Raw genomic sequence first — 15,834 nt, forward strand, 5'->3', positions numbered from 1 at the left:
GTAGGCGAATACAGAGAGTGAAAAAGAAAGAGATGCGATCGCTTATTCTCAACTATTAATGATACTACGTGTTCAGGGCGAATTGGAAAACTTTTTGTATTTTGCACGTGTAACTCTGCGCTAACAACCGAAGTTAAGGAACTTAAGAAATAAAATTAAAACTTTTTGATCGGCAATTTTCCAAAGCTTTGCTCAGTAAGGATTTCACTTAGCAACAACCTCAGCAAAACTTCTGATTTATCTCTGGCAGTTCTGCAAAAAATGCATCGTCAGTCACAATAGATATCTGGTGAAATTAAATCTGCGTTATCCAGAACCTTTGTATAAACGTAACACTGGTATGTCTCTATATTCATATTTCTAATATTCATAATATTTAACAAACCTGATTTCAGGGAAAGCACGTCTCATCTTTGTAGCACCCTCTTAAGTGAAGTAGATATTTTGGTGGCATATTATAGGCGCTAACTACTGACTATTACTTTATGAGTGTATGTACAAAACTTAAAGGACATTAATGAATCCACTACAACGCAGGCGCAAACGGGGTGTTATTCTTACACCTGAAGGATTTCAGAAACTTCAAACGGCGAAATGTCAGGCACAAAGTTGGGAAAATTTAGATAAACGTTACACTTTGGAAGATTTAAGCGATCGCACTGGCTTAGATCCAGATACACTGATGAAGGTATTTCATTGCCAAGTAGGAGTTGACAAGCAAACTCTAAACATCTGTTTCAGGGTTTTTAATTTATTACTTGAATCAAGTGATTATCAACTACCTCGGACTGATGAAGTAATCAGTAATCAGCATTCAATCCAAAATTTAACTGATTGGGGCGAAGCACCTGATATCTCTGTATTTTTAGGACGCACAACAGAACTAACAACACTAAAACACTGGATTATCGAAGAACACTGCCGACTAGTGACTTTGTTAGGTATGGATGGGATGGGCAAAACTAGCTTATCAGTAAAGCTAGCAGAGCAAATTCAAGATAAGTTTGAGTTTGTAATTTGGCGCAGTCTCCGCAATGCTCCACCAGTCAAAGATATGCTAGCCGATCTAATTCAACTTTTATCCAAAGGGCAGGAAACTAATTTATCAAAAACTTTAGACGATAGAATTTCCCAGTTTCTTCATTATCTAAAAAATGCTCGTTGTTTATTAGTATTAGATAATATAGAGACATTTTTACAAGATGTTTTAAATAAATATGATATTGAATACTATCGACAAAATTATGAAGGTTATAGCGAACTTATCAGACGAGTGGCACAAACACTTCATCAAAGTTGCTTAGTGCTTACAAGTCAGGAAACGCCGAGAGTAATTAGACGACTGCTAGGAGAAAACTTACCTGTTAGGGCATTGCAACTAAAAGGCCTACAAATCACAGAAGTAGAAGAAATCTTTCAAACTAAAGGTGCTTTTTGGGATTCAACTGGTGATTTGCATCAACTCGTTGAGAGCTATGGCGGTAATCCATTGGTATTAAATATAGCTTTTAATAAAATTGATAAATTATTTGATGGTAATATTTCAGAATTTTTAAACCAAAAAACATTAGTTTTTGGAGAGATTAACCAGCTTTTAAAAGAGCATTTTAAACGCGTGTCGGTTACAGAAAAGATGATTATTGAGTGGTTAGCAGTTAATTCTCAGCCTGCCTCACTTTCAGAACTGCGATCGCAAATATCACATACTATACCAACACCACAATTACTAGATGCTTTGGAATCTTTGCAAGAACGCTCTCTAGTAGATAATAATGCTAATCTTTTCTCTATAACACTCATGACTAGAGAATATATAAATCACCAATTAATCCAAAAACAAATTAGCTACAATATCAAACAGCGTCAGCGTCCATCACAAAAACATCCCTCAATTACTACTAGACAAAAAAGCAAACTCTCGTTTAATATTCCAGCGCTTCCCGTCGTGAAGCAGCAAGGTTGATTTGTCAGCAGTAAACTCAAAATGCAACTGACGATTTTCAAATTCTGACCAAGCAGCTTTAAAGTTCTGCTTCGTTAAATCCCGAAATGCAATCGTTAAATGGGGTGCAAAAGGGCGGGTTTTAGAAACCCGATCAACAATTCCCAAGTTGCTTTCTGTATGAGCCATTAAATCAGCTTGCAAAGTTAAAAGCTCTTGACTTATGACAACATTAATGTATATTACACGAGGCGCAAAGGCATCAAATCCTTTAAGTGTAATTGCCACTGGCTGTTGTCCACTGGCAAACTCCTGCAAAGATGCTTCTAACAGTGGCAAGTTAGCATCTGCCCATTCAAAGGGCGGTTGCAGGGTAATATGAGGCGGAGACTTTAGCGCCCCGCTACTAGCATATCGGTCGGCAAAGTACTGCTTAATCTCGTTGGCGTAGTCTTGAATATCTTGCGGTGGTAAGAGGGCAATAAAAAAACGGCTCATATCTCTATCTATATTAATTTGTGAATCGCTGTAGTTCGTGTAAATTGCTACTCAAATGCTACCCAAAAATAGTCATAACTAAAGCAGACTGTCTGTTGTAACTGGAGTTAAGAAGCTAATGCCGTGGTTTGTAAAAATTGAAGAAGGCAAAGTCGATAAACCTAGCTTTGACCAATATGTACCTGCCCACAAAGCCTACATTCAGAATTTGATTGCTAAAGGACACAAAGCGCGAACAGGCTATTGGGCAGAGCAAAGAGGCGGGATGTTGCTGTTTGAAGCAGCCTCAAAGGAGGAAGCAGAAGTGATTGTGGCTGATGATCCCTTGGTGAAACACGGCTGCGTCAACTATCAGCTTTATGAATGGCGAATTGTAATGGAATAACACACACTTAGTGAATTTTAATGTTATGCTTATAGAAGACCTGGATCTATGCGATCGCAACACCCAAATCTTGTCAGAACCGGAAGGTAGCAGCAACACGGGAGGCTTGTGGTAGGCGTAGTCTCCGGGTCGCCCTATTTTTAGGAGCGGTTAGCAATAATGCCTGGTTTTGGAGATATTGTTCAAAAAGCTTTTTACCTCGGTGTTGGATTAGCTTCTTACGCAGGTGAGAAAGCAGGGGGAAAATTAGCCGAAGTGCGATCGCAAGTCCAAAAACTGGCAGATGAAATGGTGGCAAAGGGCGAAATGAATACAGAAGAAGCCCGCCGCTTCGTTGAAGATATGATGAAGCAAGCCCAACAAGCCCAACCATCTGGTGTAGCCTCACCAGAAACGCCCCCTTCTCAACCTCGCCGCATTGAAATTTTAGAGGAAGATGAAGAGCCAACGGTCAAAGAGGCGTCAAATGATGAAAATGTAGATAAATTGCGCCAAGAAGTGCTAAACCTGCAAGACGAGTTAAAACGATTGCAACGCGATCAATAAAAAGTATTGTTTGAGCGGAATATGATTAATAAGTGGCATTTTGACATGACACTTCGGATAAAACTTGATAAGATACATTGCTTAGTGTGTATTTTAGTGCTTTAAGCCAGATAATACAAAGCGTCCTGTTTATAGCCTGCAAAGGTGTCAAGTTTATGGAACAGTGGCAAAAAGATTTAGTAGAAATCGTCGAAACAGTAGCTGATGAAGTAGAGCGCTTCTTTCTGGGAATGAGTGAAGTGGTAGACGCATTTTTGGAGCTAACGGAAGAAGTCAGCGAGCAAGTACACAATAATATTATTACTGAAGTCGATCAGTATCTACAGGATTTGGCTGAACCGATGTTGGAAGCTTACTGGGAACTGGAAGACATTGTAGCAGATGTCGATCCGGGTTTTCCTTATTCAGTTGAACCTACATCTGAAAAAAATCCTGCCTGTATCGGTTGTAGTCACTACCACGGCCAAGTTTATGGTGGTAATTTGTTAGTTTGTGCGATGCATCCCCACGGTTGTGAAGATGAGAATTGTCCAGACTGGGAGAAGGAAGAGTATTAATAGGCAGAGGGGCAGGGGCAGGGAGAGTAAATGACAAATGACAAATTACAACTAAAAACTAACAACTGACAAATGACAACTGATAAATTATCTGAAAGTACATCCCAAACCAGCCAAGAAATGAAGTATGGCGAACGCGACATTGCAGAAGGTAAACTAATTACCTTTCCGAATCCGCGTGTGGGGAGGCGATATGACATTAACATTACTTTGCCGGAATTTACTTGTAAATGTCCGTTTTCCGGTTATCCTGACTTTGCGACAATTTATGTTAGCTATGTGCCCGATGAACGGGTAGTGGAATTGAAGGCGCTCAAACTTTATATTAATAGTTACCGCGATCGCTACATTTCCCACGAAGAATCTGCCAATCAAATTTTAGATGATTTTGTGGCTGCTTGCGATCCGTTGGAAGTCACGGTGAAAGCAGACTTCACGCCTCGCGGGAATGTACATACAGTGGTTGAAGTGCATCATCAAAAGTAACATTATCATTGATGGATGCAGATGGATATTAATCAGCTTCATTCAGCAATTTTCTTAACGGCAGATTGCACTTGAAGCACAACTTTTTTAGACAAAGGAATATATCCAAGTTCCAAACTGGATTTTTGCCCCTCAATCACAGCCCAATTGATAAAATTTTTCAGCGCTTGAGCTTTGACTCGGTTGGGATATTGGTGATAAGTTAAAAGCCAGCTGTAAGTGACGATCGGATAAGACTGGGCATCTGTAGGATCGGTGATAAAAGCAATCAAGTTATCAGCAGGTAATTTTACTGCTTCTAAAGTTTGTGCTACTGATTTTGGTGTCGGTGTAATATAATTACCAGATTTATTTTCTAAAGCAGCTACAGGAAGTTTGTTTTGTTTGGCATAAATGTATTCTACATAGCCAATAGCTCCTGGTATCTGCTGAATCAAGGCTGTAACACCTTCGTTACCCTTTCCACCAATTCCCACTCGCCATGCTACAGATTTACCAGCCCCAATTTTGCTTTTCCATTCTGGACTTATAGTGCTTAGGTGTTGCGTTAACACGCTTGTAGTTCCACTACCATCAGTTCGGTGTACAACCTGAATTGGTAAATCGGGCAAACTTACTCCTGGATTAGCTGCGGCTATTCTAGGATGATTCCAATTCGTAATTTTTCCGAGAAAGATATCTACGTAAACTTGGCGTGGTAGCCTTAGAGCAGTTGGCACATTTACTTGAGGCAACTGTTGTGCAACTGGTTTGAGATTATAAGCTAAGACAATAGAACCAGCAGTTATTGGCAAAGCGATTACTCCCCGTTTTATCTTAGCTGCTTGTTCGCTTGTAATTCCTACATCACTAGCTGCAAAGTCTACAGTACCGTCGATGAGCTGTTGCACTCCGGCACTGCTTCCTATAGCTTGATAGTTAATTTCTACATTTGGATTTTGCTGGTTGTAATCTGAAAGCCAACGCTCGTACAAAGGTGCGGGAAAACTTGCCCCAGTACCAATAAGGGAAACACGCTTTATATTTTTCTGCTCGGCAGTGCAAGAAGTAATACTTAACAAGATAGCGATTAAAGGTAGAAGGCAAACCCGTCCCTGAGATTGAAGTTTGGCAGACATAGAAATCTTTTTTTCCAATGTTTAATAAATACCTCTAGTAATTTCAATGTTTGTAGGCGTGTGGACGTAATTAATTGTAAATAACTTTGAAACGCAAAGGGACGCAGAGGTTAACGCAAAGGTACGCAAAGTAATCCTCTGCGTACCTCTGCGATTTCCTTTGCGCCCCTCTGCGTTTAAACTTCAATCGCCGTCTCTTTCTCCTCACCTTTTGGCTGTGAACTCAGCCGATCTAAAATCTCTAAAACTTCTTGTTCAAAAGCAACTTGGGCACGATTAGTTTTGCCACCCACATACAAGCGATCGCCTTTTTGCAATGCCCAGATTTGTGAATGAGAAAAGTAACTCATCACCACACCCAGCATTAGTAAACCAAACCCTGTATAAACAATTGGTATGCCTGGATCGGCTTTAATTTGTAAGCCAGTACTACCAATGACATCCAAAATTTTCAACTTCACGCCATTAACTTCGGTGAACATCCCAGAGCGGACTGTATCAACAAGTTTGCCAGTGGCATCATAAATTAATACCATCCCTTGCAAGTCTTTCGCTAACAGGGAGACACCCTGACTCAAATCCGGTTTCGTTGGTACCCAGGTTCCCCAAATGCGTCCGTTACCGTTGGTGTTCAATTGCGCCATCGGTAGCTGAAAAATCGGACTGTTGTTAAATTGGACGCGAACACCTGCAATTCCCCAATCAGTTTGATAGAAAGTTATGCCATGATAGCGCAGAGGCTCGTTGACAAAAATCTTCTTGTGGTCAATTTCCTTTCCCTGATTATTCAAGACAGACATATCTGAATAAAATTGATTGATGCCGCCAGATGGTGTGTAGTCAATCCAAAAACGATTGACGCGCACAGACCAATCTTTCGGGATTTTTGCGGCTATTGGGCCAGCATCGACAATATTTGTCACTTGAAATGTATCGCCACTAGCAACCATTTCCTGAGCGAGAAACCCAGTCATCGCCCCCCAAATTCCCCCTAGCAGAATAGCGACGATGCCAATATGAACGATAATTGGGCCGATGCGTCCGACTATTCCTTTACGGGCGTAGAGGAGATTTTCTTTTTCTGGATCTGGAAAAATTTTATAGCGGTGTTTCTGTAATATTTCGCTGAGGGAATTTAGAGAACCATTATCTAGTTCTGTACTCAAAGCTAACTTTTGAAATTGCCGTGGTTCTTCGTAATATTTCCAGCGCTGGGCAGCTTTTAAGGCTGGTAACTGACGGGTAAATGAACAAGCAGTTAAGCTAGTGCCAAACAAGATGAGTAATGCTAGAAACCACCAGGTACGATATACGTGGTCTAACCCAACTACTTGAATTACTTTCCAAGTTAAGAAACCAAATAAAGCTGGATGTTCTGGGTAATTGGCTTGGTAAAATGCGGGTGACTGACCTTGCTCGATTACAGTACCTGTGGAACTAAAGATTGCAATCAATAGCAGTAGTGCGATCGCTAGTCGTAAGTTAGTCAATACAGGCAAAAGCTCTTGGCGTAAGAACTGCCCAGGTATCGCCCACCATTTTAATTCTTTGGACGCCGAATCTTCTAAAGTCATTATGTCTAAAATCTAACAAAGTACTGTTATTAAAAACTGCCGAGGGGAATCCGAGAAATCAAGGAAAATACACCGAATCCTACCAACAGCGCCCCACTAACTGGATTAATCCAACCAGACCAGCGACGCAATTCCAGTAATTTTTTAATTGAAGCTGTAAAAGTACCTGCCAAAATCAATGGCGCTACATAACCTGCTGTATAAGAAAGTAACAAAACAGCACCTAAAATTAAGTCTTGTGTATTGGCAATCCAACCCAGTAAGCTGGCTAAAACAGGCGTGCTACAAGGGGATGCCACTAAGCCGAAAGTCAGTCCGAGCAAATAAGAACGCAACCCGGCTGGCAAATCCGGCGAAATCCAATTGGTTTCACCCAAGGATGGAAATTGCAGAGGCAGTGCTTCTAATAAGTTCAGCCCCATGAGAATAGCGATAATGCTGACGATAATCGGCAAACCAATTCCCACTTGACCGTAGACTTTTCCGACAAAACCTGCTAACATACCTAGCCCTGCTAGTGTAGTTGCTAAACCTAAAGCAAACCAAGTTGATTGAGCAGCTGCTTGGAGGCGGCTTTTGGCTTCATAACCACCGATGTAGCCAATGGTAATTGGCAGCATGGAAAGCATACAGGGTGTGAGACTGGTGAGCAAACCAGCTGCAAAGATGATACCAATACTCACCACGCTAAGGTGTGTCAGTTGGTTAGAAACGAGGCTGTTGGCAAATTGTTCTAGTTGGTAAATTTGGGTTTGCAGGTTATCAAACATGGGGAGTTTTTGAGCGGGAAATGCTTACTCTGCTTGAATTTTAGCTTACTTTTGGTTTTTAAGTCAGCAAAAATGATTATCCGAACCTGATATCATCTAAATTTCATCTGCCCAAAGAAATGTATCTAAAATACAATTAAGCTCGGATTATCCCTGAAGAAGCACGGCTGGAGTATTTGGCATGACGATTGCATTACCCGGATTTAAAATTGTCACTTTGTTAAAAGCAGGGGTAAAAGCAGTCATATACCGTGGAATTAGAGTTAAAGATCGGTGTCCGGTAATTATCAAAGGGCTACGTCCAGAACAGTGTACGCCCAATAATATCGAACAATTCAAACATGAGTATGCGATCGCTCAAAAGTTAAATACCGCCGCCGCACTCCAAGTCTACGCCTTAGAGATGGATCGGGGAATCCCTTATTTAATTATGGAGGATTTTGAGGGGCGATCGCTCGACCAGTTTCTAAACCAATTTCAACAGCCTGTGCCGTTTTTGAAGATGGCGATTGAAATCACTAGCAAACTTGCCCAAATCCACACTCATCACATTGTCCACAAGGATATTAATCCGCAAAATCTCTTAGTTAACCTCGAAACTAATCAGGTCAAAATTGCCGATTTTGGAATTGCTGCTTTTATTCCATACCAGCAGGAAATAGTTAGCAGTTCTAGTCGCATTGAATGCAGTTTACCTTATCTGTCACCCGAACAAACTGGGCGAATGAATCGAGGAATTGACTATCGCAGCGATTTGTATTCTCTGGGAGTCACCTTTTATGAGATGCTCACAGGTCAGCTACCGTTTCAAGCCAAAGACTCTTTAGAGTGGGTGCATTGTCATCTTGAAAAATCTCCGCTATCTCCAATAAAGCTGAACCCTGATATCCCGCAAATGCTTTGTGACATGATCATAAAATTGCTGTCGAAGGTTCCAGAACAGAGGTATCAGAGCGCTTTAGGTTTACAATTCGATCTAGAACAGTGTTTGCAGCAATTAGAGACAACTGCACAAATTCAATCCTTTGTTTTGGGAGAGCAAGATATCTCAGAACCCTTGCAAATTTATCGTTCAGCACGTATCCAACTGATTCAAGAGCAAACCGCCCGAGAGGAAGCAGAAGTTGAGCGACAACGAGCCAGGTTTTTGGCTCAAGTCAGTGCAACCCTCGCCTCTTCCCTTGATTACGAAAGCACGCTAGCAAGTGTGGCCAAGTTGGTTGTGCCTGATTTCGCCGATTGGTGCAGCGTTGATTTGCTGCAAGACAACCAATCAATTAATCGGGTAGCAGTTGCTCACCGAGATCCAGAGAAAGTAAAACTCGGTTGGGAACTTCATCAGTATTATCCGAGAAAATTGGATGAACCTGAAGGTGTGCCGAAAGTGCTGCGTACAGGACTTGCTGAAATGGTAACTGAAATTCCAGATGCAGCTTTAGTAGAAAGCATCCCAGACGCAGAACATCTAAGAATTGTGCGCGAACTTGGTTTAAAATCCTGTATGATCTTGCCCTTGATGGCACGTGAAAGAATTTTTGGTGCAATTTCCTTTTTTACTGCAGAATCAGATCGTCGTTACGGCACGGCTGACTTATCACTAGCGGAGGATATTGCCCATCGAGCGGCGATCGCGATCGATAATGCCCGCCTTTATCAAGAAGCGCAGCAAGCACAAAGAACCGCAGAAAGAGCGTTAGAGCGCATTGCTCGTCTCCAATCGATCACAGCTGCCCTTTCAGAATTACTGACACCAGTCCAAGTATCTGAAGTCATTGTAGAGCAGAGTACAGCTGCTTTGGGAGCCAGTTGTGCCCTCGTCGCTTTGTTAAATGAAGCGAAAACTGAACTAGAAATTGTACATGCGGTTGGCTATAACCAAGATTTAATAGATACTTGGCGTCATTTTGCCATCGATTCACCCTCTCCTCTAGCAGAAGCTGTACGGACTGGGCAACCTATTTGGGCTGAACCAATACAAAATCGGGTAAATCGTTACCCACATTTGGCTGAAACTTACGCCAAATACAACTTTGAAGCCTGGATTTCTATTCCATTGATGGTGGAAGGTTGGGCAGTTGGCGGTATAACTTTGGGATTTGCCAAGCTCCAACAACTTAGTGGAGAAGATCGAGCGTTTATCTTAGCCATTGCTCAACAATGCGCCCAAGCGATCGCTCGCGCCCATCTCTATGAAGCCGAACGAACAGCACGAAGCGCTGCTGAATCAGCAAACCGGATCAAAGATGAATTTTTAGCTGTGTTGTCTCATGAATTAAGAACACCACTCAACCCGATTCTAGGTTGGGCAAAACTGATGCAAAGCCGTAAGCTTGATCAACCAACCAGCGATCGCGCCTTAGAAACCATTGAGCGCAATGCCAGGTTGCAAACCCAATTGATTGAAGATTTACTCGATGTTTCCCGCATCCTTCAGGGTAAACTTCACCTCAACTTTTACCAGATTAATTTGGTATCAGTGATTGAAGCTGCGATTGAGACAGTGCGTTTATCAGCACAGGCTAAGTCTATCCAGATTCAGACAATTCTCGAATCTGATGTTGGGGAAGTTTTAGGCGATGCCAATCGATTACAACAAGTTATTTGGAATATTCTTTCTAATGCCATTAAGTTTACTCCCATTGGCGGACAAATAAAAATTAAATTAGGGCAAGTTGGCTCACAGATACAAATCCGTATAACTGATACAGGAAAGGGAATTGCACCTGAGTTTTTACCTTATGTCTTTGATTATTTCCGTCAAGCAGATGGTGCGACAACTCGAAAATTTGGCGGTTTAGGTTTAGGATTAGCGATCGTTCGCCATCTCGTAGAACTTCACGGCGGAACTGTGCAAGCAGAAAGTCTCGGTGAAGGACAAGGAGCAACTTTCACTGTGAAACTTCCATACTTACAGCATGAAAGCAAAGAAATCAAGGATGCAAAAGAGAACTCCTCACTTGAGGCGGCTCAAGCTTCGCCCTTGTCTGGCTTAGAGATTCTGGTGGTGGATAATGATGCAGATATGCGAGAATTTTTGCCCTTCATGCTGGAGCAGTATGGTGCAACTGTTACCGTTGTCGCCTCAGCCATTGAAGCTTTAACAGTATTAACTCAATCCCAGCCAAATTTGATCGTCAGCGATATCGGGATGCCAGAAATGGATGGCTATATGCTGATGCGACAAGTGAGGAGTTTGAAACCAGAACAAGGAGGGACAATTCCGGCGATCGCTTTGACTGCTTATGCTGGTGAGATGGATCGTCAACAAGCGATCGCTGTGGGATTTCAACAGCATATTTCTAAGCCTGTAGATCCAGAAGAATTGGTGAAGGCTATAGTGTCATTAACGATATAGCCAAACACGCAACAGCGACAGCAATTGCTCAGTATCTACAGGTTTGGTGATGTAGTCTGATGCGCCGGCTTCAATACATTTCTCGCGATCGCCTAGCATGGCTTTAGCAGTCAGTGCAATAATCGGCAAAGACTTAAATCGATCGTTTTGACGGATTACGCGTGTTGTTTCGTAACCATCCATTTCTGGCATCATTACGTCCATCAAAACGACATCAATATCTGGTGTATTTTCTAACAAGGTAATTCCCTCTCTGCCATTTTCAGCATATATAACCTCTATTTGATAACGCTCCAGCATACTGGTCAGGGCGAAGATATTCCGCATATCGTCGTCTACAATTAGCGCTTTTTTGCCAGTGAGTAAGTAGTCTTGTGAATGCAGTTGTTCGAGTATTTGGCGTTTGGGTGCAGGTAAATTTGCTTGGACTCGGTGTAAAAATAATGCTGTTTCATCAAGAAGACGTTCGGGCGATCGCACATCTTTAATGATGATTGTCTCGGCAATTCGTCTGAGTTCTGTTTCTTGAGCTTTGCTAATTTCTCTACCTGTGTAGACAATAACTGGTAAAGTTTTGCCGTTAGGTAGAAGCTTTATCTGCTCGATCAGTTCAAATCCGGTCATGTCGGGTAGCCCTAAATCGAGAACCAGGCAATCAAAATGCTGGGTGCGAATAGCTTCTAGAGCTGCTGCACCGTTAGCCACAGCAGTGGTCAAAACATCGTTGTTACCAATCAACTCAACAATACTCAGCCGTTGAGTATCATCATCTTCGACTACCAATAAATTTTTCACCTGGCGCTCAACAAAACCTTTAATTTTGGTCAACGCCTCGGATATTGTTTCGCTGGTTAAGGGCTTTTGCAGATATGCGATCGCACCTAGTTGTAAACCGCGCTGTTGCCCTTCCTCAACACTCATGATGTGTACAGGAATGTGACGGGTATTGGGGTCATGTTTGAGACGATCCAATACCGTCCAACCATCCATTTCTGGCAACCGGATATCTAGCAAAATGGCTGAAGGTAGGAATTGCTGCGCTAACATCAAACCCGTACTACCGGTTTGGGCAGCTATCACCTTGAATCCTTGTTCTTGCGCCATATCTAGCAGGATACGCGCAAAATTAACGTCATCTTCGACAATTAGTAACACGCGATCGCCTCTTTCAATGGTAGTGCGATCGTCATTTATAAGTGCTGAGTGCTGAGTGCTGAGTGCTGAGTGAGGAGTGAGGAGTGGGGAGTGAGAAGTGGGGAGTGTCGATCTAGACTCAGGACTCGATTGTGGTAAGTAGAATGTAAAGGTGCTACCTTCACCAGGTTGACTGATTAGTTTTATTTCACCGCCGAAGAGACGGGCGATTTCGCGGCTAATTGATAAGCCCAATCCGGTACCGCCATATCTGCGACTGGTAGAGCCATCGGCTTGCTGGAATGCTTCAAAAATCACTTTCTGTTTTTCGGGAGCAATGCCAATGCCTGTATCGCTGACTGAGAAAGCAATCACAATCTCGGCACTATTTAAGGTTTCGTGGTCGTTGCTCCACCCTAGCTTGGCCACTGCAATCCGTAAGCGTACTTCCCCTTGCTCTGTAAATTTAAAAGCGTTGGAGAGGAGATTTTTCAACACTTGTTGTATGCGTTTGACATCTGTATAAATGCTGTTCGGCAATTCGGAAGTAAATTCAATTGCGAAACCAAGTCCTTTACTGTGAGCGATTTGGCGAAAGGTGCGCTCAATCTGCGCGCCCAAGTCTGTCAATGGCATTTGGGTCATGTCAATGGACATGGTTCCAGATTCAATTTTAGCGAGATCCAGAATGTCATTGATTAACGCCAACAAGTCAGTACCCGCTGAATAAATTGTCTGGCTGTATTCGACTTGCTTGGCGGTGAGGTTGCGATCGATATTATCTGTTAATAATTTCGCCAAAATTAACAAGCTATTCAACGGTGTCCGCAGTTCATGGGACATATTGGCGAGAAATTCTGATTTGTATTTTGAGGAAAGGGCCAGTTGTTCGGCTTTATCTTCTAAAGATAGTCTCGCTTGTTCAATTTCTTGATTTTTGCGCTCGACTTCTTTCTTCTGCATCGCCAACAACTCTGCCTTTTCTTCTAATTCGGCGTTGGTTTGTTGCAGTTCCTCTTGCTGTCCTTTGAGTAAATCCTCAGAGGTTTTGAGTGATTGGGCTTGTTGTTCTAAACGCTTGTTGGTTTCGCGGAGTTCGCTTTGCTGGGTTTGGAGTTCTTCAGCTAAAGATTGCGATTGCTTGAGTAATTCTTCAGTTCGCATCGATGCTGCGATCGTGTTGAGGACGATCGCGATACTTTCGGTAAGCTGGTCGAAGAATGTCAGATGAATTTCGCTAAAGCGGCGGAAGGATGCTAATTCTATGACTGCTGTCACCTGTCCTTCAAAAAGTACAGGTAATACCACAGCATTCAGAGGCGTGGCTTCTCCTAAACCAGAGGAAATTCTGACATAATCGCTGGGTACTTCCGTCAGCAGAATTCGCTCTTTTTCTAAAGCGCATTGTCCCACCAAACCTTCACCCAAGTGGAAGCGGTTAGCTAGATGTCTGCGTTCGCGGTAAGCGTAGCTACTAATTAGTTTCAAATACGGTGTATGTTCCCCATACTCCATGAGGAAGAATACGCCGTGTTGCGCTCCTACCAAGGGTGCGAGTTCTGAGAGAATTAGTTTAGATACGGTTTCCAAGTCTCGCTGCCCTTGGAGCATTCGGGTAAACTTGGCTAAGTTTGTTTTCAACCAGTCTTGTTCGGTGTTTTTCTGCGTTGTTTCTCGCAGGTTGGCAATCATCTGGTTGATGTTGTCTTTGAGTATCGCTACTTCTCCTAGTGCTTCGACGGCAATTGAACGAGTTAAATCACCCTTAGTTACAGCTGTAGCAACTTCTGCGATCGCTCGCAACTGAGTTGTCAGTGTAGCAGCAAGTTCGTTCACATTATCGGTCAAATCTTTCCAAGTCCCAGCCGCACCAGGTACTCTAGCTTGTCCGCCTAACTTCCCTTCAATTCCCACTTCCCGCGCCACTGTAGTTACTTGATTGGCAAATGTCGCTAGAGTATCAATCATCTCATTGATTGTCTCTGCCAAAGTTTCAATTTCTCCCTTGGCATCTAGCATCAGTTTCCGTTTCAAGTCACCGTTAGCAACTGCGGTTACAACTCTGGCAATACCGCGCACTTGTGCCGTTAAGTTCCCCGCCATCGAGTTCACGTTATCAGTTAAATCTTTCCAAGTCCCCGCAACACCTTGGACTTGCGCTTGTCCGCCCAACTTCCCTTCAGTTCCCACTTCCCGCGCCACCCGCGTTACTTCACTGGCAAAGGAACTGAGTTGATCTACCATCGTGTTGGTGGTGTTTTTCAAGTCCAAAATTTCGCCTCTGGCATCGACGGTAATTTTCTTAGATAAGTCGCCATTAGCTACCGCCTTGGTAACTTCGGCGATGTTGCGAACTTGTCCGGTGAGGTTCTCCGCCATTGAGTTCACGTTGTCTGTTAAATCTTTCCAAGTTCCAGCAACTCCTCTGACGTAAGCTTGCACGCCTAATTTACCTTCCGTTCCCACTTCACGGGCAACCCTGGTAACTTCTGATGCAAAGGAATTTAGCTGATCCACCATTGTATTAATGGTGTTTTTGAGTTCCTGAATTTCGCCTTTGACATCGACGGTGATTTTTTTAGATAAGTCGCCGTTAGCGACGGCTGTGGTAACTTCGGCAATATTCCGCACTTGCGCCGTCAAACTTCCCGCCATGAAGTTTACGCTGTCGGTTAAATCTTTCCAAGTGCCGGCTACACCTTTAACTTCCGCTTGTACGCCCAGCTTACCTTCAGTTCCCACCTCACGCGCCACCCGCGTTACTTCACTTGCAAAGGAATTGAGTTGATCTACCATCGTGTTAACGGTGTTTTTCAACTCTAAAATTTCACCTTTGACATCAACGGAGATTTTCTTAGATAAGTCGCCATTAGCTACAGCTGTGGTGACGGCGGCAATGTTTCGCACCTGTGCCGTTAAGCTTCCCGCCATGAAGTTTACGCTATCAGTTAAATCTTTCCAAGTGCCAGCCACACCGCGCACATCTGCTTGCACGCCTAATTTACCCTCACTTCCCACCTCACGGGCAACTCTTGTGACTTCACTTGCAAAGGAATTGAGTTGATCCACCATTATATTGATGGTATTCTTGAGTTCCAGAATTTCGCCTTTGACAGCAACAGTAATTTTCTTAGATAAGTCACCATTGGCGATCGCAGTTGTCACTTCGGCAATGTTCCGCACCTGTGCCGTCAAGCTTCCCGCCATGAAGTTTACACTATCGGTTAAATCTTTCCAAGTACCAGCAACGTCTTTGACTTCCGCTTGTACGCCCAATTTACCTTCAGTTCCCACCTCACGCGCAACTCTTGTTACTTCACTTGCAAAGGAACTAAGTTGATCTACCATCGTGTTGATGGTGTTTTTAAGTTCCAGAATTTCGCCCTTAACATCAACAGTGATTTTCTTTGATAGATCGCCTGTTGCAACCGCCGTAGTAACTTCGGCAATGTTCCGCACCTGTGCCGTT

General features: G+C 43.0%; 11 protein-coding genes and 1 other RNA gene. 7 read left to right on the forward strand and 5 right to left on the reverse strand.

The features are described 5' to 3' along the window. Positions 1 to 517: 517 nt before the first annotated feature. Positions 518 to 1,963, forward strand: a complete 1,446-nt coding sequence (locus ACFE93_RS14145) for an NB-ARC domain-containing protein (protein ID WP_375473887.1) — start codon at positions 518 to 520, stop codon at positions 1,961 to 1,963. Here the strand turns inward: ACFE93_RS14145 and ACFE93_RS14150 are convergent. Next, positions 1,889 to 2,440: a 2'-5' RNA ligase family protein gene (locus ACFE93_RS14150; protein ID WP_375473888.1), complete on the reverse strand. Its 552-nt coding sequence runs from the start codon at positions 2,438 to 2,440 to the stop codon at positions 1,889 to 1,891. The two genes, ACFE93_RS14145 and ACFE93_RS14150, sit on opposite strands and share 75 nt — an antisense overlap. Positions 2,441 to 2,558: 118 nt before the next feature. Between ACFE93_RS14150 and ACFE93_RS14155 the strand changes: the two genes are divergently transcribed. From ACFE93_RS14155 to queF, 5 genes are all read left to right on the forward strand, one after another. Continuing rightward, entirely contained in the window at positions 2,559 to 2,825 is a 267-nt protein-coding gene (locus ACFE93_RS14155; protein ID WP_375473889.1) for a YciI family protein, read from the forward strand. Between the two features lie 37 nt (positions 2,826 to 2,862). Beyond that, positions 2,863 to 2,959: signal recognition particle sRNA small type (gene ffs / locus ACFE93_RS14160), an RNA gene on the forward strand. A gap of 25 nt (positions 2,960 to 2,984) precedes the next feature. Continuing rightward, positions 2,985 to 3,371 (forward strand): phasin family protein, encoded by a 387-nt coding sequence (locus ACFE93_RS14165; RefSeq protein ID WP_375473890.1) that lies wholly within the window; start codon positions 2,985 to 2,987, stop codon positions 3,369 to 3,371. A gap of 155 nt (positions 3,372 to 3,526) precedes the next feature. Beyond that, positions 3,527 to 3,928: a hypothetical protein gene (locus tag ACFE93_RS14170; protein ID WP_375473891.1), complete on the forward strand. Its 402-nt coding sequence runs from the start codon at positions 3,527 to 3,529 to the stop codon at positions 3,926 to 3,928. A 72-nt stretch (positions 3,929 to 4,000) separates the two neighbouring features. Further along, a complete protein-coding gene (gene queF / locus ACFE93_RS14175; protein WP_375473892.1) occupies positions 4,001 to 4,414 on the forward strand; it encodes a preQ(1) synthase in 414 nt (137 codons plus the stop codon). A 38-nt stretch (positions 4,415 to 4,452) separates the two neighbouring features. On the opposite strand, the gene pstS is transcribed toward queF, so the two are convergent. From pstS to ACFE93_RS14190, 3 genes are all read right to left on the reverse strand, one after another. Then, complete coding sequence (gene pstS, locus ACFE93_RS14180) at positions 4,453 to 5,532, reverse strand: phosphate ABC transporter substrate-binding protein PstS (RefSeq protein ID WP_375473893.1); 1,080 nt, start codon at positions 5,530 to 5,532, stop codon at positions 4,453 to 4,455. 176 nt (positions 5,533 to 5,708) lie between these two features. Next, entirely contained in the window at positions 5,709 to 7,106 is a 1,398-nt protein-coding gene (locus ACFE93_RS14185; protein ID WP_375473894.1) for a cytochrome c biogenesis protein, read from the reverse strand. A gap of 29 nt (positions 7,107 to 7,135) precedes the next feature. Further along, entirely contained in the window at positions 7,136 to 7,876 is a 741-nt protein-coding gene (locus ACFE93_RS14190; RefSeq protein ID WP_375473895.1) for a cytochrome c biogenesis protein CcdA, read from the reverse strand. Positions 7,877 to 8,057: 181 nt separating this feature from the next. Between ACFE93_RS14190 and ACFE93_RS14195 the strand changes: the two genes are divergently transcribed. Continuing rightward, a complete protein-coding gene (locus ACFE93_RS14195; RefSeq protein WP_375473896.1) occupies positions 8,058 to 11,231 on the forward strand; it encodes an ATP-binding protein in 3,174 nt (1,057 codons plus the stop codon). On the opposite strand, the gene ACFE93_RS14200 is transcribed toward ACFE93_RS14195, so the two are convergent. Beyond that, positions 11,220 to 15,834, reverse strand: a 4,615-nt coding sequence (locus ACFE93_RS14200) for a HAMP domain-containing protein (RefSeq protein WP_375473897.1), incomplete at its 5' end; no start/stop codon positions are given. The two genes, ACFE93_RS14195 and ACFE93_RS14200, sit on opposite strands and share 12 nt — an antisense overlap.

The organism is uncultured Nostoc sp., from assembly GCF_964247315.1.
Taxonomy (GTDB): domain Bacteria; phylum Cyanobacteriota; class Cyanobacteriia; order Cyanobacteriales; family Nostocaceae; genus Nostoc.